The following is an 18,450-nucleotide window of genomic DNA, read 5'->3' on the forward strand; positions in this document are numbered from 1 at the left end:
AGATGGAGACCTCCTCTCACTCGTTGGGTGATGGGGATGGCCCCCGACCTGGCAGGCGTCTTGGCGGATGTACGGCCAGGCCGGGGCGCCGAAGGCTCAGCAGAAGCCGAGGCCCTCGCAGTGCGGACAGACGTCACCGATCGAGTCCAGACCGGTGCTGCCGCAGTGGCAGCACTGGTAGTGCTGGATGGGCGGCGTAAGGATTGGCTGGTCGGTGTCGGTGCTGGTTTCGCTCACGCGACGTCCCGGTCGGTGTTGAAGGTGGGCGCGTACGTCATCAGCGCCTCGTACGCGGTTTGGCGGTGAGCGGGGATGTGGACGGCGGTGTAGGCGATGCGGCCGAAGGCCTTCTGAACCCGGTAGTGCCCGCCGCGGCCGGTCTCGTCGCACACCGTCTCGCCGAGCGCGGCAGCGATCCGGTCGATCTCAGCTCGCTCGGCCGCCTCGGTGTGGTCGCGAGCGAAGACCGTGTACTCATAGCCGTACTCGCGGACCGGGATGGCCGGGTTGGTCTCAAGGAAGTCGGCCAGAGCCCGGAGGCCGGCGATGGTCTGGTGACGGGCGAACAGGTCGCCAGGAACGATCGGTTGTGTGGTCATCGAGTGATCTCCTTTCATGCGGTTCGGATCTGGCGGAGCAGGTCGGAGGCGAGCTGGTTGGAGACGCCAAGGCGGGCGCGGAGCGCGTCGCGGGTGATCGGGCGTCCGTGCCGCTGGTGGTGCTCGTCGGCGACGCGGCGGGCGTAGGCGACGAGCGAGTCGGCCGGTGTCGGTCCGGACGGGACGCGTTCGTCCTGGCGCGGCGGTTCGTCCTGGCGTCCGTCCGGCGGACGGCCGAAGGACGGCGGGGCCGGGGATGGGACGCCCGCCGAGGACGAGGCAGGACGACGGCCGGACGAGCGGCGTTCGAGCATCGAGACCGCGACGAGGAAGGCCCCGGCGGGCGTCGCGGCGACCACCCGGCCCCAGGCGGATGGACCCGCTTGGGCGAGGTTGGCGGCCAGCGACAGCGTGATGCCGCCGACCAGGACGAGGGTCGGCCAGGACACCGGTCCTGCGTTGCGGCCGATCCGTTTGTCGCGTTGCCGTTCGCGGGCGGCCATGACGCAGGTCAGGTCGACGCAGACGGCGACGGCCCAGGCCATCGGGCCGCGCTGGCCGTGTTGAGCGGCGGTGTCGCGGATGTGGGTGAACGATCCGGCGCCCGCGATGACGGCCAGCACGACCACCGGACCGGAGTCCAGTAGCAGGCCGACGAGACGTCGCATCGTGTCCCCCTCTCTGGTGGGTCATGCGCTTTGCAGCGCGGGACGGTGGTCATCGGGAACCGGCGAAAGACGGGCGGCGGTGATCTCGGCCCAGGACGGTGTCCGACCGGCGTGGGCGTGCGCGGCATGCTCGGCGGCTTCCTCGGAGACGTAGAAGGACCGGGCGCGGTACCACTGGCCGTCCTGTCCGGCGACGATCGCGACGCCGGGTGTCTCGGCCGGGATCGCGCGGGCGGACACCAGCGCGTCGGGGTCGAGGTCGCCGAGGGTCATCGTCGCCGTCTCCGGGTCGTTGACCCGGTGGCAGATCCGGCCCGAGCACTGGGCGCGCAGAGCGGTGACCCCTGGTCCCAGGTCGGACCCGATGCGCTGTCCGGACAGGAACAGGTAGATGCCGAACGCCCGGCCGAGCTGGGCGACGCGCAGCAGCGCCGTCGAGGTCCGCGCTACGTCGTCCTTCTCGGACTTGTCAGCCATCAAGAACAGCTCGGCCAGCTCGTCGACCAAGACCACGACGGGCACCGGGCACAACTGCGGAGGCAGCCGCCAGACGTTGCGCGCACCGGCCGTACGGCACAGCCCCATGCGGTCGGCCATCAGCCCGACCAGGTCGGCGAGCAGCCGCATCGACTCGTCCCGCGTGGTGGCCAGCGCTGAGAGCCGCGGCTCGTACGGGGCGAACTCCACGCCGCCCTTGAGGTCGAGGCCGACCAGGGCCACCGGTTGCGGGGCGAGGCCGACGATCAGGGCGTTCGCCAGGTTCGACTTGCCCGACTGCGTGGCACCGGCGTTCAGCCAGTGCGGGACCGTACGGAAGTCGATGACCCACGGCCGCCCGGTCTCCAGCCGCCCGACGGCGACCTTGAGCAGGTCGGAGGACGCCGGAAGCACGTCGACTTTGACCAGCGGATCGCGGACGGTGGCGGCCAGGACGACGCGCCCGGGACGGGGTGAGGACACCCGTACGGCGTGGACGCCCCAGGAGTGCGCCAGCCGCTCGGCCGCGTCGGCGTAGTCGCCCGGCACTTGGCCCTCCAGCAGCGACAGGCTGACACGCCAGCCGTGCCGGGTCGGACGGGGCAGCCACATCCAGGGGGCGGTGTCGACGACGACCCGCTGGAAGCGGCGGCGGACCGACACGATGCCCGTGGACGCGACCGCCCGTGGGACCACGGTGAACCACCAGCGGTGCCGCTTCTTCGTCAGGCCGCAGCCGAGTGCGACCGAACGCCAGGTGATGCGGATGTTGATGGCCGCGAACAGGAAGCCGGCCACCGGCCAGAACGACTGGTAGTGAAAGCGGCGCCAGGCCCACAGCCCGACGGCGCACGAGGCGGCGGTGCCGAGGATCGCCCACGCCGGTTCAGGCAACGGCGATCCCCTCCTCGGCGGGGACGATTGAGGCGGCCCGGTAGGAGATGCCCCAGCGGGCCTCGCCGCCCCGGGTCATCTCCCAGACGTAGCCGACCATGTCGACCGGCAGTACGGGCGTGCCGACGGTGACCGGCGGCTCACCGGACACCCCGACGCGGATGAGTTCGATCCGGCCGGACTCGTCGGTGGCCGACAGCGCCACCTCGTACACCGTCTGGCCGCTCTTGTCGGTCTTGACCTCGCCGGTCTCCTTGTTGAGCAACCGGGGACGAGGCGCAGCGACGCATACGAACGTCAGCTTGGCGACGTCGACAGGGATCGGGATATTGCGCATTGGGAACCTCCTTAGTTACTTAGACAACATAGTCGACCTAGTCGACTGTGCAGTCAAGGACTTCGTGGTTGGCCATGTCGACCGGTTGTGCTGAACTAGAGGCCGACAGGCGACAGGAGAGGTGCGGATGGTCGAGAGGACGGGGCGGGCCGGCTATTTGCAGATCGCCGACGACCTGCGCGAGCGGATCCGTACCGGCGAGATGGCCCCGGGCTCCCCGCTGCCGTCGACCGCCCGGCTCGCCGAGACGTACGAGGTCTCGCTCGGCGTCGTGAAGATGGCCGTCGGAATCCTCCGTACGGAAGGCCTGGTCGTCGGCCAGCAGGGCAAGGGCGTCTTCGTCCGCGAGGGCGCGGCACCAGAACCGTCCGGCACGAGCGAGGACCCGCTCACCGAGATCCGCGCCGCGCTACGGGAGCAGTCGCGCCGCATCGAACGGCTTGAGGCGACCGTTGCCGAGCTGGGAGGCCGGTCCGCTTCGGCGAAGAAGTAGGCCGGCTGTCCAGGACACGGCAGCCGTTCAGCCACCGCGCGTAACCCGCCGTCCGGCTCGGCGCCGTCGTGTCCAGACGGGTCCAGGGCGCCTCGTGACGCATCCCGAGCAGCGCGATGACGAAGCCGACGAGAACGGCGCAGCCGACCAGTCCGGCGGCGACCAGAGGGAGTGCGCTCATGTCCAGCTCACCCCCGCCTCGGCCTTACGGCTTGGCCGCCCGGCCGGACGCCGAGTTCCTCCAGGGCGCCGCGCAGCGATGCGCCGCCCGACCTGACGCCGCAGCCACCGCGCCCGGGCCCGGCACTTGAAGCACGACGTCCGGCCCTCCTCCAGCAGTGCGCCGCACTCGCAGGTGCCTTCCTCCTCGGGCGGGAAAACCTGGTCGGTCATGTTCGTCCTCCTTTCTCCCGGAGTCCGCCTCGGTTGCGGACTGTGACACCGAGAATGCGGCGCGAAAGGGGGACAGGATCACTACAGGATGGGACGTGTGCAGGACGTCCGGTCTACGATTGCCGCGTCCCTGGACGTCCTTTCGAGACGGGTGGCATGGCGAACGAGAGACTGCGCGCGGCATTGCTGGAACGTGGTGCCTCGGTGGCCGAGCTGGCCGAGGCCGTAGCGGTCGACCCGAAGACGGTCGAGCGGTGGATCACCCGGGGACGCACGCCGTACCGCAAGCATCGCTACGCCGTGGCGAGCTTCCTGCACGTGGACGAGAGCTACCTGTGGCCGGACGCCTTGAGCTCCGAGCAGGTCGCCTCCGCGTCGGAGAGTGAGATCCTCACCGTCTATCCCCACCGCTGGGCGATTCCCCGGGACGCATGGGGACGTCTGTTCGCCGCAGCCGAGCGCGAGATCGGCGTCCTCGTCTACAGCGCCCTGTTCCTCGCGGAGGACGCCGGCATCGTCCGGATGTTCAGCGAGAAGGCCGCGGCCGGCGTACGGGTGCGGATCCTGCTCGGCGACCCGGACTCCCCGCAGGTGGCCGAGCGTGGCGAGGAAGAAGGCGTCGGCGAGGGGATGGCGGCGCGGATCCGGAACGCGTTCGTGCTCTACAAGCCGTTGCGGGGGCTGGACGGGGTGGAGATCCGGTTGCATCGCACAGTGCTCTACAACTCGATCTACCGGAGCGACGACCAGATCCTCGTCAACACCCATATCTACGGGGCCACCGCGGCCAACTCGCCCGCGCTCCATCTGCAGCGGGTGCCAGGAGGCGACATGGTGACGACCTACCTGGAAAGCTTCGAGCGGGTCTGGGACGAGGCCACCCCGTTGGATTCCTGACCATGGCGCGCCGCATCGACTACTTCGACGACCCGAACGCGCCGGCCGCCAACAGCCTGGTCCCGTCCGTGAACGTCGTCGTGGCCGACGACGCTGGACGCCTGTTGATGATCCGTCGTACCGACAATGACAACTGGGCGGTGCCCGGGGGCGCGATCGACCTGGGGGAGTCGCTGCCGCAGGCGGCTGTCCGGGAGACCTTGGAGGAGACCGGTGTCACCTGTGAGATCACCGGGCTTGTCGGCATCTACTCCGACCCCCGGCATGTGGTCCTCTACACCTCGGACGGCGAGGCACGGCAGGAGTTCTCCATCGTGCTCACGGCCCGGCCCGTCTCCGGAGAACCGACCACGAGTGACGAATCTCGCGAGGTCCGCTGGGTGCCGCGCGACGACGTCACCGGACTCGCCATGGACCGCTCAATGCGGATGCGGATCGAGCACTACCTAGCCGGAGACGTCCGTCCGTACATCGGGTAGCGCGCTCTCGATGGCCCGCACCGCCGAGGTGATGCACGGTGTCGCGGCCGAAATCGAGCGGCTGACCAGGTGCTCTGGCCCGTAGCGAGAGTGGATCTCGGCGAGCCGGTCGGCGACGTCGAGGTGGATCCCGTCCGGGCCGGTCGTCATGTCGCAGTAGGTCAGTGCCTCAGCGAGCTCAGGACGTTCGGGGTCGAACTCGGCGACGAGCGTGTCGTGGAGGCCGCGCTCGGTCGCCTCGTACGTGGCGCACGAGTGATGCGCCACCAGCCGGCACAGCCGTTCGTCCGCGCCGTGGACGTCGCGCAGATAACGCGCCCCATCCAGCGAGTGGAACCCGGTGTCCACGATCTCGGGTGAGTAGCCGATGTCGTGCAGCCACGCGGCGGCGGCCAGCAGATCGGCCTCACCGGCCAGGAGAGGAGCCAGGGACTCGGCGCGGCCGGCGACGCCTTGCGTGTGCGCCCAACGTCGAGGAAGAGGACGCTCTAGGAGTTGCCGGGCGAGGTCGCGCGCCCACGAGGCGTGTTCCATACGGTTCACGATAGGTCGGCGTCAGATGGCGAGGCGGCTTTGAGGATGGACGTCCCAGGACGTCTCACTTGCTAGTGATCACGGACGAAACGACCTTTGCCCTGCTTGGTGATGATCAGTCCTTCCCGTTCCAGCAGCATGAACGCCTGCCGGACCGTGTTCCGCGATGCGCTGTGGCGACGCCGAAGATCGGTCTCGCTCGGCAGCATCGCCCCGACCGCAAGGACGCCAGACCTGATCCTGTCTCTCAACTCGGCGGCGATGGCGGCGTAGAGGTACGGCACCGCGACGGCCGGGTCATCGCGGTGCCGTACCAGCCGCCCTTTGGAGGGAATCGTGGCGATCAGGCCGTCCTCTTCCAGGACGCCCAGTGCGCGGCGGACGGTGTTGCGCGCGACGCGGAACTCCGCACACAGCTCCGCCTCGGATGGGAGGTAACCGCCCGCCGGATATCGCCCGGAGGTGATCCGCATCCGGAGCCGCTCCGCGATCAGGGGGAAGACGCGGTAGCCGCTCGGTAGCTCACCCACTCCGATTCCGACCTCAGGACGTGTGTTCGTCGAGGGCCTGCGACCGGTACCCGCCGGAGTCGACTGCCGCCTGTTCGGGCCAGCCTTTCTCGACGACGCGAGCGATCCGGTCGGCGGCGTCCTCGACACGATGAGATGACACGCGCTCGTCGTGTCCGTTGCCCCAGGTGAACCACCAAAGGCTCAGGTTGACGTTTACGCGCCGGGTGACCAACTTGCTGTCGGCCACCGTCAGACAGGGCCAACCCGTGTCGTCGACGCCCGCAATCGCGCTGACACCGCGACGGTGCAGGGCGCCGAGGAGATCGGCCAGCGCCTGCCTCTCCGCTGATGGGGAAGGCTGCTCCATCCGGGGACTCCTCGCCGACTCGATGAGCGATCTGGTCACGCTCCGTGTTGAAGAGCTTCCTGCCTGACGAGGAACGTCTATACCTTGAGTGTGGGACGTCTAGGGACTTCTTGTGTTAGCGTCGCCCGTGTCCTGAGCCCTCGCGGGAGGTCACCCGTGAACGAGAACCTTCGCCATGCGCTGATCGGCGCGCGTCTGCAAGCCGTCGACGTCGCTTCAGCCCTGGGAGTCGACCCGAAGACGGTCGAACGCTGGATCACCGGCCGCGTCCCCTACCCGCGCCACCGCTGGGCGGTCGCCGATCTCGTCGGCGTGGAGGAGTCCGACCTGTGGCCCGAGCTCGACCAGCGCCGCCGCACGGCCGGCTGCGGCCTGGTCGCGATGTACCCACAGCGCTGCACCGTCCCGCACAACGTATGGCGGCATATCTTCCGAGGCGCTGAGCAGGAGATCGACATCCTCGTCTACAGCGGCTTGTTCCTCGCCGAGGACGCCGGGATTCAGAGCATCCTGTCCGACCGCGCCAACGCCGGCGTACGAGTCCGCATCCTGCTCGGAGACCCCGACGATCCCCACATCGCCGACCGCGGAGCCGAAGAAGGCATCGGCGCCGAGGTCATGGCCGCCCGCGTCCGTAACGCGCTCACCCTCTACCGCTCACTGCGCGAGGTCGAAGGAGTCGAGCTGCGGTTGCACCGAAGCCCGCTGTACGCATCGATCTACCGCGCCGACGCCGATGTGATGGTCAATCCACACATCTACGCGACCCCAGCCGCCCAGGCCCCGATCCTCCACTTCCGTACTGCTGAGGAGAGTGGGCCGGCGAGCGCCTACCTCGACGCCTTCGAGCATGTCTGGACCGAAGCCCAACCCGCGACCAGCGCCTGCTAAACCGCCCCCTCAACGCCGTCTTGAGCTTGGCCGCGCCCGGCCAGACCAAGATCGAAAGAGACTTATCTTCACGTCTTCAAGGGCGCCCGCTACGCGGTCGCCGCCGGTCAGCCCGGGCCGAGCGTGCGGCCTCTTCGGGCCGACCCGCCCCGGCTGACCGGCCGCAGCCCGACAGTGAACCACCAGGGAAGTGAAATAGCTCCCCCTCGCCATCCTGGCGCGACTACAGTTTCAAGGCCGACCCGAGCCTACTGTCCGGCTAAACCTCTGGGAGGTGCCGATGGAGTTCTTCGACACGCAACTTCTCGTGCATGCTTCGGAAGGACGGACATCCCTGGAGTCGAGTGATCCCTGGATCTCTTCCGTAGTTGCCCAGGAGTTTTTGCTATTTCAAAAATCGGGAGGTGAAAGCAACGATTATTACTTGCCTCTAGTTCCGAAGCGAGATAGAGGTATATGGGTATCGCGTGCTCTCGCCGACTATGCCAGGAGTCATCCGCCAGCAGCCCGCCTGCGGAGTGGAAAGCGCAGAACCGACTCTATAATACTGGAGTTCGGCGACACTTTCCCCGTGACGGTCGAGTACTCGCATCGAGCGATCGCCAATGCTCTAAATGCACGCATGGTGCCATTCATTCTGGCGTACGCCGAGTGTGTCGACGCGGCTTCGCGGCGAGTGATCAAATCAAGGTTGCGCTTCTTGTGTGACGTCGGCATTAAATGTAAGCCACTTACCGATAGATCAGCTCGTCTCGCGCAAGACCTGCTGCGAGACTTCACAGAGCGCTATACCATCAAAAACAATTTCAGGAACACGCTTAACGACATCATGATCCTCGCGATCGCCTTGGATGAGCGTGCTCGGCTCCTTACAGACGACCGTCTTCTGGCCATCTTTTCCGAAGACTTTCTCACAGACACGGTACTCGGAAGCGAAAATTTGTATGAGATCGACCTGTCCGAGGATGTCGGGAAAATTGATCGTCGCCCCCCGCTAGAGTCAAAGGGATATATCAATTCCCGATGGCGAGTTAGGTACGGCCCCGTGTAGTCCGAACCTCGGTTGAGCGAGCGCGAAGCGGGGGTCTCGCGACCCCCAGCCCCCGCGGGGCCGGAGGGTACGCCCGCGCGAATCCGTCTGTCACACCGTCTCGCCGTTCGCGCGGGCGCACCCTCCGGGACGGACGTGCATGCTAACGGTGGCACTAACAGCAGAGGTGGATGACCTTGGACGGATGTGGACGGGCAGGACGTTGCGGCGCCGGCCAAGGGCATCTGGGGATGTGTCTAGGCGGTTTTGATCTTGCTACGGATCAGGTGCTGACCTGCCGAATTCGGCTGTTGCAGCAAGCGGCGCTGGCTGCCTCGGCCACGACGGCCGCCGACGACCAGGCCGGCCTTTAGCTGTCTTACGGAAGATCAAGCCATGCGCATTTAGCGGGTCGAGCTTGAGCGCCGTTGTGGTGCCTGGATGCCGGTGGCTGCGTAGAACTCTTGAAGGTCAAGAATCGCTCGTCGAATCGCGCGTAGGTCCTGCACAGGGACTTCGAGGTCGATGTGTTGAAGGGCGCCGTCCTCGCCGTCGAACGGCAGGATGCCTTGAGGAGCGTAGGTGGTGTTGATACGGTCCACGTAGGCGCCATAGTCGATGACCCAGACGTCGAAACGTTCTCCAGCGTGGTCCTGGGCGGAATAGCCGCGACGGACGATATGCAGGACGCGGGCGTCGAACAGGGACAACAGGACGGGGTCGTCGGCGTCGCGTTCATTGACCAGGAATCCGCGGGCCTTCTTCTCCCGGATGACCTTCTCGATGATCCATTTCAGCAGCCGATCGGATTCGAGTTGACTACGTAGAGCACGTGCCTTATCTGTTTGGTACCAATTCCGCGCCGAGTCACGGACGATAGGAACCGAGATCTTGCCATCACGAGCCTGCATCGCCGCGTGGGCAGCGATGTAGATGGCATCCCGCGGAACACCTTCAGCTGCCCGGACAAGCTCGTCGAAAGCGCGGGTATCGGTGAAGCCTATCTTGATCAGGTCAGCGGGCGTACCGAGTCCGCGGACCTGAAAGGCACCATCCGCACCGGAGGTCAGGTGCTTGAAGAACAGGTTGGCAAAGAAGTCACGAGCCTGGTCTTCGTTCCGCTCGAACACCATGAAGTCATCCAAGGCAAGGTTCGCCCCCACGTCCGCACCGAGTTCAATCCCGATAGAGACGCCTTCGCGAGGCGTCGCGCGGAAGCTGCTCTGCTGCTCGATCGCGGTGATCTTGACCGTGAACGGCTGCAGGGGCAGGACACATCGGACAAGGAATTCCGCGAGGTAGGGCTGGATGTCACGGGGAACACTGCTCCACTCATCAAGAATGAGCCAGATCCGATGACTTGAAAGCGTCTTGGCTAGCTCACGGAGGGCACGCGCGACATCACTGAAGTTCAGGCTCAGGCGTTCTGCGCCTCGACGGGTCTCACGGAGTAGGTCTCGTCCTTCTCGCGAGCTCTCGGCAGTGAGCTGAGCCTCTAGCGTTGGTTTGGGTGCGAGCGCTGCTTTGACCAAGCCACCGCTCTTCGCTGAGTCCTTCCGCTCCGCCTCCACAGACAGCTCCACGTCACCCGATACCTGGACGTTGGTGATCGCAGCGAGCAGCCCATCAAGTTTGTCCACGAAGGCTGCGTCCTGGATCAGGTCTTCGTCTTCGAGTACCGCGTCCATCAAGCCGTCTCGGACCTGGCCGAGCATGTCGACCAGCAACCGCGATGCCCGCTGAGGCAGCGGGGCTGAAGAGGGGTCCAGCACGCCATCAGGGGATCCAACAGTGCGCAGATCAATGTTGAGGGCGACGTCCCCTCGGGTCTTGACCTCCGCGACTAGAAAGGACACAGCGTGGGTCTTCCCAGTGCCTCGGCGGCCGTAGAGAACTTGGTGATCGATCACGTCGAGCTGCTCGGCGACACCGGAGTCAACGAACGTCTCACGCAACGCCACGGCGTCGCGTTTCTCCGCCCGTGAAGGGATCTTGGTAAACGCGCGGTTCAATGGTGACAACCCGGCCATAGCCGGTAACGGTATCCCCTGAGCGTCGGACGCAGGTCAAGGTTGACGTTGGCCTGCGCCTGATCTTCGGAGTCGTCCCAGGGGAGCGGTCGGTAGCGAGCCATGGTCGAACATGTGTTTGACTGAGATCACACGCGTTTTACCTTCAGTCTCCTGCACACAACTCGTATCCTGAGCCCATGACCGTGTCAGCGCACGACGTAGCCGCAGTCCTGCGCAGCCGGCTGCCAGGGCTCGGCACGAAGAAACTTCACAAGCTCCTGTACTACTGCCAAGGCCACCACCTCGCGACATTCAACGAACCCCTGTTCTCAGAGACGATCTCTGCGTGGAACATGGGGCCGGTCGTCGGAACGCTATGGCGTGAGGAGAAGGACGGGATTGCGCCGGCCGACCACGCTGAACTGTCCGAAGCTGAGCTCAACACCATCGGGTACGTTCTGAGTCGGTACGGGGCATTGACCGGCAACGATCTCGAAAACCTGACACACAGCGAGACGCCATGGCAGACCGCGGACCGTGGCCGTCGACCGAACATGAGTGCCAGGATCGAGCGGGAGTGGATCCGGGACTACTTCAGAACCGCCGGCGCTGCTGACATCGAGGACGAGGAGCTTCTGGACTCGGCCGCGGTCGCTGACTGGTTGAAGGACGCAGCGGAGCGCCGGGACAGACCATCGATCCCGGACAATCTGGAGGAGTTGCGGGCTAGGCTCATGTAGGTGGCTGACGCGTCGGCTCTGTGGAAGCTTGAGAACTTCATCGAATGCCTCGACATCTGGGCTGCGTTGGAGAACCCTCCAGACGGTCTCCGACGCCTGGTGACGACGTGGATCATGAGCCGTAGCGAGGACCCGTACAAGGGCGTCCGTCGTGAGGCCGACCAGCCAAACCTGTGGTTCGGTCCGGTGCCTGACTCAGCGCGGGATGGCGTAGTTGTGGCGTGTTCCTTCTGGATTTTTGAGTTAACACGAACGGTGAAGTGCAATAGCTTCGCGACGCTGTCACTGCCGATCTAGCGCCATCGCGGGGTGATCACCACCTCAGACCCGGCGCGGATCGGCGAGCAAGACCACGCGGTCGGCCTCGGGCCAGAACCCAAGAACGGGATGCTCCTCATCACCCTTGGCCGCCATCAACACCGGCTTACCCAGCCTGCGGCCGATCGTGGCAAGAAAAGCGCACAAGAGATCCAGCCGCCGCTGGCCCTGCAACTCCCGCAGATCAACATCGAAGTCGATCGAATCGGCCGAATACGGGCGGAAGATCACCAGCGCCGCCGGATCAGGCCACACGCGCAGATCACCCGTCTCAGAACCCGCAGGCCTAGCGAAGACAACCTCCGCCGAAGGCAACGACCCGACTACCCTGCCCTCGCGGTACTCCCATGCCCAGCCACTCGACCGGACCAGGTCGAACACGGCCTGCCAGTCCTCAACGGAAACGCCACTGACGCTCACATCCGGGAGAGCGCCTATCAAACCAGGGTCGAAAAAGTTCTTAACGTCGTTCCACCACAGATCCGGCACCCCACCATGCTGCGGCAGAACGCCCTGCCCATTGACACCCACACCGATCGGATGTCTCATGCCGTGGCTGGCCCTGCGCTTCGGGTCCGCTCCGGGACGGACAAGCTCCCCAGCCACCGTGGATCGTGCGGGACAGCCTGTGGGAGCGGATCGAGCCGCTGTTGCCGAAGGTGGAGCGGCGTACGCACCATCCAGGCCGCAAGCGGCTGGAGGGTCGCAAGGTGCTGTGCGGGATCTTGTTCGTGCTGCATACGGGTATCGCGTGGGAGTTCTTGCCCCAGGAGCTGGGGTTCGGGTCGGGGATGACCTGCTGGCGGCGGTTGCGGGACTGGCACGAGGCCGGGGTGTGGGATCGGCCGCACCAGGTGCTGTTGATTGAACTGCACGCGGCCGGGAAGCTGGATTGGTCCCGGGCGGTGATCGATGGCTCGCACGTGTGGGCGCTCAAGGGCGGCCCAAAAGCGGACCGAGCCCGGTCGACCGCGCGCGGACGGGCTCGAAACACCACGTCCTGACCGACGGCCACGGCACACCGCTCGCCGTCTCACTGACCGGCGGCAACCGCAACGACGTCAGCCAGCTGATGCCGCTGCTGGACGCGGTCCCGCCTGTGCGGGGACGGGTCGGACGGCCTCGCCGGCGGCCCGACCACCTGCTCGCCGACCGTGGCTACGACCACGACAAGTACCGGCGTCTGGTCTGGGCCAAGGGCATCAAACCCCTGATCGCCCGCCGCGGCACACCTCATGGTTCCGGCCTGGGAGTGCACCGCTACGTCGTCGAACGCACCATCGCGTTGTTGCACTGGTTCCGTCGGCTGCGCATCCGCTGGGAGATCCGCGATGACATCCACGAAGCCTTCCTCACCCTCGCCGCCGCCATCATCTGCTGGCGCAGACTCGTCCGCTGACCTTTCTGTTAGGACCTCTAAGAGGCCCTACGAACCCAGGGCAGGAGGAGGTTCGAGCTCGACGCCGTCTGTCTCTACGAACAGGCTTGGAGCATCCGCCAAGTTGCCCAGAAGTTTAACTACAGCTACGGCACCGTGAGGCGCGTCCTCCTCGAACGAACAACCCCTCACGTGCCGGTAGGCGCGTCACACACCGGTTGCGTAAGTATCGGGTCCCTCTCGGTTGCGTCCTACCACGTACCAATGTCAGTGGGCAGTCGTAGCCTTACGGACGGATGCGTCCAAGAAGGTGAGGCTCAACGATGCCCGGCATGGATGGCGGCCGTGTTGCCGCGCGTGGGTTCCAGTTCCAGTACGTACGCACGCTTGAGGCGTTGTTGACCAGCACGCTCCAAGCAGAAGTCTACGCGTGCCGCATCGAGGGACCACACGAGCCTTCCTCAGAGACGATGATCGACGTCGTCGACTTCGATCTAATTAGCGAGGCAGGCGAATGCCTTCTGGCAGCCCAGGTAAAAAGTGCCGCGACGGGTCGAGTCATGAGTAGCCCGAAGGCGTTCTCGATCCTGGTTGATTTGACCTCTTCTTTCAAAGCTCGGCGATATGAGCTTATTACAGCGGCCACCCCTGACGCCAATTGCAGGAAGCTTGCACAGGCTCTTATCGACCACGGCTCCGATACTAGCGGCCTCCGTGATGCGCTTGCCGAGATACTAAAAAATGCACCGAAAGCTCTGGCCAGCCTAAATAAGCTTGATATCGAACACCTGGCACACCTGTGTCGTGCGCGCATAGTATTTGATACCCGCGAGGACCAAGAGATACGCGAGCATCTGCATTATTTGCTGCGAAAATACCGGAGCCGCAATCGCGCGGGACTCGGGGATCGATCTGCCGGCCTCATCTTTGGCTATCTAATAGCAGAGATCATGCGGCGGGCCGCCTCACCGGAAGCTGCTCAATGGACGATCGAAGACTTCTCAAGCGAAGTTCTGATTGATGACGAGATCCTAACAAGAGCGCTCGGCCGGCAAGACTGGGGAGTGGTTTATGGTCCGATCGCACCCGTTCCCCACATTCCCCGACCCGATATTCTGCAAAGTATAAGTGATATATTTCTCGCCAGTAGTCCAGATAGGGCCGTACCTCGATTGTGCGCCATTACCGGCCTTTCTGGAATCGGGAAATCAAGCATGGCGGCAAGCTATATCGCGGAGTGGGCAGACCGATATGACCTGGTATTTTGGGCGGATGCCGCCACCCCGGAGACACTTATGTCATCTTTCCGGCGCCTTCTTGGGCACTTGATCGAGCGCGAAGTTGAACCAACAAGCCCCACCGTCGAGTTCATGCAAGAGCAGATATTCGAGCTACTGCGCGGATTTCCCGGAAAGTGGCTCCTGATATTTGACGATGCTTTTCAGGGAGTTGCACGCGGATGGCTTCCTCGCCTGGGCGATGGAGACATCCTAATCACATCGACCGATAGCGCAGGTTGGCGTCATGCTCATGGACGTATAGAGATGACGCGCATGTCTCGAAGTCAGGCAGTCCAACTCTTTAAGCGGGGACTTTCTATTGAGCATTCCGTAACTGAAGCGGAAGAGCGCTCAATAGTGCATCTCGTCGAATCCCTAGAAGGGTGGCCTTTGGCCATTGAGTTGGCCTGCGGCTACCTCGCCAGCTGCGGCATCCAGTTGGACCAGCTGAGCATGTATCAATCGATGCTAATAGATAGGGCGATGGATGACAGAGTATCCGTGCCATGGGGATATCCAAGGACGTTGGTCGCTAGCATACTCTTGAATATAGACAGGTTGAGGCAGATATCGCGGAGCGGAGGGCCACCATTTGAACAAGTCAGCGCCCTCCTGTGCGGGCTATGCTATTTCGCGTCGGGTCGCATACCACTTCATCTGGCCTTGGTGTCCGTGTATGTAGATCCCGCCGAGGTGCCGGATCGTCCAGCACTACTCACTCTCATGGACGAGTCTAACGCGCCGGTTCGAGAGCTTATTAGAAGTCTAACTCAGGTATCGTTTGTCCGATATACAGAACCTCTTCCACCTTTCAATGGCGAATCTATGCCAGGCGCCGATGACACAATCTCCCTGAACTCGGTACTGCAAGATATCTTGAGGAAAGTCTTCGAGCTCAGTTTTACTACCACTGAACTAATCTCGCGTTGTGCATTTCATGCCAATCTATGGCTAAAACACGCAGTCGAGGCGGATAGTGGAGAACGTGCATGGGTGATAGCTCAACATGCTGCGAGCCTAGTTAAAAATGTCGAAAGACTAGCAACACCGAATAACGTAACCGCTTTGCTCCTCGGCAACTTGGCAGGTTTCTACGAAGGGCAAGGTCAACACCGAGTTGCCTCTGAATTGCTAGTTCGCGAGCTAGCGTGGCTCGACGGCATGGAAAATCCCAACGAACTGCTTATTTTCCAAAGCCGAATAATCCTCGCCGAAATTCACGTACGTGAAGAAAACTCTGTCGATGGAGCGGAGTTCGTCGTCGCAAACCTCTCCGGCCTGGACGCATATATCAAGAGAGTTGCACTAGAAAGCGAGTCCGCAGCCGCTTTTCTCGCCACGCGGGCCTCCATCGTTTTGGAGACGCAGTCTCGGATATCTCCAACTCATCCCGAGCTTAATTCGCTGCGGGAGAAGATTGATGAATTGGTGGGGCAAATTTCGTCCACCCCAGTAACGGCGATGTTGGAGGGGTTGGCAGATCTTAATCGACTGATCACCGAGGACCGCCACGAAGAGGGAGAACGGCTGGCTCGCACATTCCTAAATGATCACTCTGAAGCCGACGCGATCCCCCCTGTTGCAGCCTTGGAAGTACGGCGTCTACTCATTGAAACTCTGGCATACCAGCGGAAATGGTCCGAAGCGACTGCGGAGTTTGAAATCTTCAAACCGCATATCAAACCTCGCTCACTGCACCACTTCTCGATTCAAAATCTTATCCATAATGTCGGGCTCGCCTGCGCTTTGGGCTGGTTGATAGCAGCCGATAATTCCGCGGCCGGTCTTCTAGATCGTATCGCAAAAGCGATTGAAATTAGTGATATCAAACCAACTTTGCCAGATGAGACTCGGGCTAGATTCACTCTCCTTGAAGGTATAAATGCCGCCGCGCAGGGGGACTTCGCGCGCTGCACCGCAGCAATAGAGGAGATAAAGACTGTTCGATTCGGCTCCGCCGGCGCCAAGGATGCAGAAACATGGGAACGGCTTCTAGCGGCTCTTCCAGGGCGAGTATCTTCGATTGCGAGCAAGACAATCCACGGCCACATTCAAGAATATGGGAAAAGCATACTCGACCGTGGCTGTCCGCTGATGGAGAGCGATGAGCGACTCCAGCGAATACTTCGCGAGGCAATCGTTCACGCCGAGTTGCTATCTAGCAATGATGCTGCACATCGAATCTTTCGTGTAAGCAGCATTATGGATACGCTCAGCGCAAATCCCACTCGTCGAAACAGTGGATTTCCGGTTGTGATCCTCCAGCCCATTCACCAGATCGCGATCGGAAGGCTCAGTCAAAAGGGGCTAATTGAATTGCAGATTCATCTGATCTGCGACGCAGGATTTAGGCGAGTCAGTCTGGTGGAAACTGCTTCAATTCCACTTCTCGACAAGTGGAAGTTTCGCTTGAAAGGGGTGCGGGCGGATTTGCTCGATTCTGCCGACACCCTACGAGCGACAGCCGCAGTCCAATCCAACTCGAGCTGGATTAGTGAGGCGGATTCGGCTGGTCGGGTCTTGGTTTTTTACGGCTGGGGGTTTCAGCTTGAAGAACCGCGATCATTCCAACGTCTACTAGCTTCGCCGGAAACGTTTCGCGACGGCGTGAAGGAAGCCGCCGACTGCGGTCTTCTTGCGGCTGCTTTCGTGCCGTGGCACGGTTAAATGAAGTTGGTCGCTTAACCGCTAATTGTTGTCAGTTCGACTTGCGGTGTTATCTACGAGGCTTGGGTTTTCTCGAAGATGGTGCCGACAGGGCCGGGCCATCGGCGAACTTCCTGCGGATACACGATCTTGAATTGGTCCAAACTGCTTAATCTAGCCTTACTGGATCAAGGCGCCGACGCTCCGATTGGCAGCGGCGCCGCCCACCCCACCTTTGTAGAAGGTGGCGTTACCCCGGCCGGGCGTGAGGCCGCCGCCACCGCCTCACGCCCTCGGTGTAGTTGACGGATTCGGGCGCTCTGGACACCCGCAAAGCCGTCGCTCTCAGGCGCTCACGTCTACGTCACCGCCGAACAGGGCATCGACAAAGTCCATTGCCGTGTCGTCGTCGAACGGCCCTTCTCCTCAAGTCCCTACCGGCAGAAGATCTCATGGGCCCATGCGAAGCCAGACAAGACTTTGCGCATTCCCGTCTATCACTCCATGAAAATGACGAGGGCCCTGGACATCACGTCCGGGTCCAGTACGCAAGGGAGGTCACCCGAGGGCGTCCTCCAGCTTCCGCGGTGCCTTCCGTTTCTCATCAAGCGAAGCGCGGGCGTAGATGGTCATCGTGACCTCGATTCACGTCTGCCTCACACCGAAGAGGTCATCGCGCGCCCCTCACGGGCAAAGCTCGGGCACAGGGAATCGGACCGACAAGAGCACGCAGACCAAGGCGCTGAGCGAGCAAACGTTCCAAACCGTGTGCCCGAGCGCCAGACGGTCGGGGTTGGTGCCGGCGCGTTGCTAACGCGATTGCTAACAACTCCTCTGGACGACGCTGGGCACGCATGGACTCATCAGAGGTGAGAGCGCAGGCCAGCGGTCAGATCTGGACTACTGTGGACATGGCTAGCCTCACTCGTAATGAGTAGGTCGCTACTGCCTCTTACTTTGGGTTACTGGGCCGGTCACCGTGCGGGCCCAATGGGGCCGCACGGCGTGCGGTCTGTGCGGGCCGGAGCCGCGGGCGCCGGCGTCGAGTGTCATGCGGCTCTATGTGTCTAGTGAGTCTCCGGTGAGGGTCGCCAGGCGAGTTTTGATCTCGTCGGCCAGTGGGTCGCCGAGATCGGTGAAGATGGCGAGCGCCTCCCTCCAGGACTGAAGTGCGGCGTCGGCCTGGTGGTCGGAGAGTTGAGCCTCTCCGATGTCAACAAGCGTACGAGCGGCCCCCCGGCGATCCCTCTTCTGCCGATAAATGCTTAGCGCCTGACGGTAGTGTTCTACCGCATCGACGAATCGGCGCATGTCATAGTAGACGGCACCGATCAGTCGCAGTGGCACCGCCAGATCCCAATCGTTTGCAGTTTCTTTGAGGATCGATGCCGCCTGCCTATGACAGGAAATCGCTTCTTCTAGTTTCCCGGTATTTTGGTAGAGGACTCCGAGATCTTTCAACACTATTCCCTCGCCCCGCCGCTCGCCTGCGTTGCGGAATATTT

Annotated in this window: 21 protein-coding genes and 1 pseudogene; 10 read left to right on the forward strand and 12 right to left on the reverse strand. The window is 63.1% G+C overall.

The annotated features are described in order from the left end of the window. Positions 1 to 96: 96 nt before the first annotated feature. The 5 genes from QSK37_RS33530 to QSK37_RS33550 are packed head-to-tail and all read right to left on the reverse strand — an operon-like array spanning position 97 to position 2,975. Complete coding sequence (locus tag QSK37_RS33530; RefSeq protein ID WP_285629332.1) at positions 97 to 237, reverse strand: hypothetical protein; 141 nt, start codon at positions 235 to 237, stop codon at positions 97 to 99. Then, complete coding sequence (locus QSK37_RS33535; protein ID WP_285629334.1) at positions 234 to 599, reverse strand: hypothetical protein; 366 nt, start codon at positions 597 to 599, stop codon at positions 234 to 236. Before QSK37_RS33535 ends, QSK37_RS33530 begins: the two co-directional genes overlap by 4 nt. A gap of 14 nt (positions 600 to 613) precedes the next feature. Beyond that, a complete protein-coding gene (locus QSK37_RS33540; RefSeq protein ID WP_285629336.1) occupies positions 614 to 1,267 on the reverse strand; it encodes a DUF2637 domain-containing protein in 654 nt (217 codons plus the stop codon). Positions 1,268 to 1,288: 21 nt separating this feature from the next. Beyond that, on the reverse strand, positions 1,289 to 2,638 hold the full coding sequence (locus QSK37_RS33545) for an FtsK/SpoIIIE domain-containing protein (protein ID WP_285629338.1): 1,350 nt from the start codon (positions 2,636 to 2,638) through the stop codon (positions 1,289 to 1,291). Further along, on the reverse strand, positions 2,631 to 2,975 hold the full coding sequence (locus QSK37_RS33550; RefSeq protein WP_285629340.1) for an SCO3933 family regulatory protein: 345 nt from the start codon (positions 2,973 to 2,975) through the stop codon (positions 2,631 to 2,633). The genes QSK37_RS33545 and QSK37_RS33550 overlap by 8 nt, the downstream gene beginning before the upstream one ends. 127 nt (positions 2,976 to 3,102) lie before the next feature. On the opposite strand from QSK37_RS33550, the gene QSK37_RS33555 reads away from it, so the two are divergent. Then, on the forward strand, positions 3,103 to 3,468 hold the full coding sequence (locus QSK37_RS33555) for a GntR family transcriptional regulator (protein ID WP_285629342.1): 366 nt from the start codon (positions 3,103 to 3,105) through the stop codon (positions 3,466 to 3,468). 177 nt (positions 3,469 to 3,645) lie between these two features. On the opposite strand, the gene QSK37_RS33560 is transcribed toward QSK37_RS33555, so the two are convergent. After that, on the reverse strand, positions 3,646 to 3,861 hold the full coding sequence (locus QSK37_RS33560; protein WP_285629344.1) for a hypothetical protein: 216 nt from the start codon (positions 3,859 to 3,861) through the stop codon (positions 3,646 to 3,648). A 156-nt stretch (positions 3,862 to 4,017) separates the two neighbouring features. Here QSK37_RS33560 and QSK37_RS33565 point away from each other — a divergent pair, with 156 nt between their 5' ends. Next, a complete protein-coding gene (locus QSK37_RS33565) occupies positions 4,018 to 4,758 on the forward strand; it encodes a helix-turn-helix domain-containing protein (protein WP_285629345.1) in 741 nt (246 codons plus the stop codon). Positions 4,759 to 4,760: 2 nt separating this feature from the next. After that, positions 4,761 to 5,237, forward strand: coding sequence for an NUDIX hydrolase (locus tag QSK37_RS33570; RefSeq protein WP_285629347.1), 477 nt, complete (start codon positions 4,761 to 4,763; stop codon positions 5,235 to 5,237). Here the strand turns inward: QSK37_RS33570 and QSK37_RS33575 are convergent. The 3 genes from QSK37_RS33575 to QSK37_RS33585 form a co-directional block, all read right to left on the reverse strand. After that, positions 5,205 to 5,771: an HD domain-containing protein gene (locus QSK37_RS33575; protein WP_285629349.1), complete on the reverse strand. Its 567-nt coding sequence runs from the start codon at positions 5,769 to 5,771 to the stop codon at positions 5,205 to 5,207. The genes QSK37_RS33570 and QSK37_RS33575 overlap by 33 nt on opposite strands. A 71-nt stretch (positions 5,772 to 5,842) precedes the next feature. Continuing rightward, positions 5,843 to 6,301, reverse strand: a complete 459-nt coding sequence (locus QSK37_RS33580) for a GntR family transcriptional regulator (protein ID WP_285629351.1) — start codon at positions 6,299 to 6,301, stop codon at positions 5,843 to 5,845. Positions 6,302 to 6,314: 13 nt separating this feature from the next. Then, positions 6,315 to 6,650 (reverse strand): hypothetical protein, encoded by a 336-nt coding sequence (locus tag QSK37_RS33585; RefSeq protein WP_285629353.1) that lies wholly within the window; start codon positions 6,648 to 6,650, stop codon positions 6,315 to 6,317. Positions 6,651 to 6,806: 156 nt separating this feature from the next. Between QSK37_RS33585 and QSK37_RS33590 the strand changes: the two genes are divergently transcribed. Both QSK37_RS33590 and QSK37_RS33595 read left to right on the forward strand, forming a co-directional pair. Next, the gene (locus QSK37_RS33590; protein ID WP_285629355.1) at positions 6,807 to 7,541 is read left to right on the forward strand and encodes a phospholipase D-like domain-containing protein; all 735 of its coding nucleotides are present in this window, start codon (positions 6,807 to 6,809) and stop codon (positions 7,539 to 7,541) included. Between the two features lie 280 nt (positions 7,542 to 7,821). Next, positions 7,822 to 8,592: a hypothetical protein gene (locus tag QSK37_RS33595; protein WP_285629357.1), complete on the forward strand. Its 771-nt coding sequence runs from the start codon at positions 7,822 to 7,824 to the stop codon at positions 8,590 to 8,592. 383 nt (positions 8,593 to 8,975) lie between these two features. Here QSK37_RS33595 and QSK37_RS33600 read toward each other — a convergent pair whose 3' ends face one another. Then, the gene (locus QSK37_RS33600; protein ID WP_285629359.1) at positions 8,976 to 10,601 is read right to left on the reverse strand and encodes a hypothetical protein; all 1,626 of its coding nucleotides are present in this window, start codon (positions 10,599 to 10,601) and stop codon (positions 8,976 to 8,978) included. Positions 10,602 to 10,780: 179 nt separating this feature from the next. Here QSK37_RS33600 and QSK37_RS33605 point away from each other — a divergent pair, with 179 nt between their 5' ends. Together QSK37_RS33605 and QSK37_RS33610 are read left to right on the forward strand one after the other, a co-directional pair. Beyond that, complete coding sequence (locus QSK37_RS33605; protein ID WP_285629361.1) at positions 10,781 to 11,323, forward strand: Panacea domain-containing protein; 543 nt, start codon at positions 10,781 to 10,783, stop codon at positions 11,321 to 11,323. Then, positions 11,324 to 11,620 (forward strand): hypothetical protein, encoded by a 297-nt coding sequence (locus QSK37_RS33610; protein ID WP_285629362.1) that lies wholly within the window; start codon positions 11,324 to 11,326, stop codon positions 11,618 to 11,620. 24 nt (positions 11,621 to 11,644) lie between these two features. Here QSK37_RS33610 and QSK37_RS33615 read toward each other — a convergent pair whose 3' ends face one another. Continuing rightward, positions 11,645 to 12,130 (reverse strand): hypothetical protein, encoded by a 486-nt coding sequence (locus QSK37_RS33615; protein ID WP_285629363.1) that lies wholly within the window; start codon positions 12,128 to 12,130, stop codon positions 11,645 to 11,647. A 122-nt stretch (positions 12,131 to 12,252) separates the two neighbouring features. Here QSK37_RS33615 and QSK37_RS33620 point away from each other — a divergent pair. The 3 genes and pseudogenes from QSK37_RS33620 (at position 12,253) to QSK37_RS33625 (ending at position 16,966) form a co-directional block, all read left to right on the forward strand. Further along, positions 12,253 to 13,040, forward strand: a protein-coding gene (locus tag QSK37_RS33620; RefSeq protein ID WP_285629630.1) for an IS5 family transposase whose coding sequence is annotated in 2 segments (ribosomal slippage) — positions 12,253 to 12,586 and positions 12,586 to 13,040 — 789 coding nt in all. Because the reading frame shifts where the segments join, the coding sequence is not laid out codon by codon here. A 51-nt stretch (positions 13,041 to 13,091) separates the two neighbouring features. Next, positions 13,092 to 13,421 (forward strand): annotated as a pseudogene (locus tag QSK37_RS51865) (helix-turn-helix domain-containing protein); the annotation flags it as partial. Continuing rightward, positions 13,343 to 16,966: a P-loop NTPase family protein gene (locus tag QSK37_RS33625; protein WP_285629364.1), complete on the forward strand. Its 3,624-nt coding sequence runs from the start codon at positions 13,343 to 13,345 to the stop codon at positions 16,964 to 16,966. The pseudogene QSK37_RS51865 and the gene QSK37_RS33625, both read left to right, overlap by 79 nt. 1,038 nt (positions 16,967 to 18,004) lie before the next feature. On the opposite strand, the gene QSK37_RS33630 is transcribed toward QSK37_RS33625, so the two are convergent. Then, positions 18,005 to 18,406, reverse strand: a complete 402-nt coding sequence (locus QSK37_RS33630; protein ID WP_285629365.1) for a tetratricopeptide repeat protein — start codon at positions 18,404 to 18,406, stop codon at positions 18,005 to 18,007. Between the last annotated feature and the right edge of the window lie 44 nt (positions 18,407 to 18,450).

Origin of the sequence: Actinoallomurus iriomotensis (genome assembly GCF_030269445.1) — a bacterium.
Lineage (GTDB): Bacteria > Actinomycetota > Actinomycetes > Streptosporangiales > Streptosporangiaceae > Actinoallomurus > Actinoallomurus iriomotensis.

Excerpts from the sequence above, each read along its gene's own strand:
- QSK37_RS33535 (WP_285629334.1), bottom strand. The coding sequence starts at position 599 with ATGACCACACAACCGATCGTTCCTGGCGACCTGTTCGCCCGTCACCAG.
- QSK37_RS33540 (WP_285629336.1), bottom strand. The coding sequence starts at position 1,267 with ATGCGACGTCTCGTCGGCCTGCTACTGGACTCCGGTCCGGTGGTCGTG.
- QSK37_RS33550 (WP_285629340.1), bottom strand. The coding sequence starts at position 2,975 with ATGCGCAATATCCCGATCCCTGTCGACGTCGCCAAGCTGACGTTCGTA.
- QSK37_RS33555 (WP_285629342.1), top strand. The coding sequence starts at position 3,103 with ATGGTCGAGAGGACGGGGCGGGCCGGCTATTTGCAGATCGCCGACGAC.
- QSK37_RS33560 (WP_285629344.1), bottom strand. The coding sequence starts at position 3,861 with ATGACCGACCAGGTTTTCCCGCCCGAGGAGGAAGGCACCTGCGAGTGC.
- QSK37_RS33565 (WP_285629345.1), top strand. The coding sequence starts at position 4,018 with ATGGCGAACGAGAGACTGCGCGCGGCATTGCTGGAACGTGGTGCCTCG.
- QSK37_RS33570 (WP_285629347.1), top strand. The coding sequence starts at position 4,761 with ATGGCGCGCCGCATCGACTACTTCGACGACCCGAACGCGCCGGCCGCC.
- QSK37_RS33575 (WP_285629349.1), bottom strand. The coding sequence starts at position 5,771 with ATGGAACACGCCTCGTGGGCGCGCGACCTCGCCCGGCAACTCCTAGAG.
- QSK37_RS33585 (WP_285629353.1), bottom strand. The coding sequence starts at position 6,650 with ATGGAGCAGCCTTCCCCATCAGCGGAGAGGCAGGCGCTGGCCGATCTC.
- QSK37_RS33595 (WP_285629357.1), top strand. The coding sequence starts at position 7,822 with ATGGAGTTCTTCGACACGCAACTTCTCGTGCATGCTTCGGAAGGACGG.
- QSK37_RS33600 (WP_285629359.1), bottom strand. The coding sequence starts at position 10,601 with ATGGCCGGGTTGTCACCATTGAACCGCGCGTTTACCAAGATCCCTTCA.
- QSK37_RS33605 (WP_285629361.1), top strand. The coding sequence starts at position 10,781 with ATGACCGTGTCAGCGCACGACGTAGCCGCAGTCCTGCGCAGCCGGCTG.
- QSK37_RS33625 (WP_285629364.1), top strand. The coding sequence starts at position 13,343 with ATGCCCGGCATGGATGGCGGCCGTGTTGCCGCGCGTGGGTTCCAGTTC.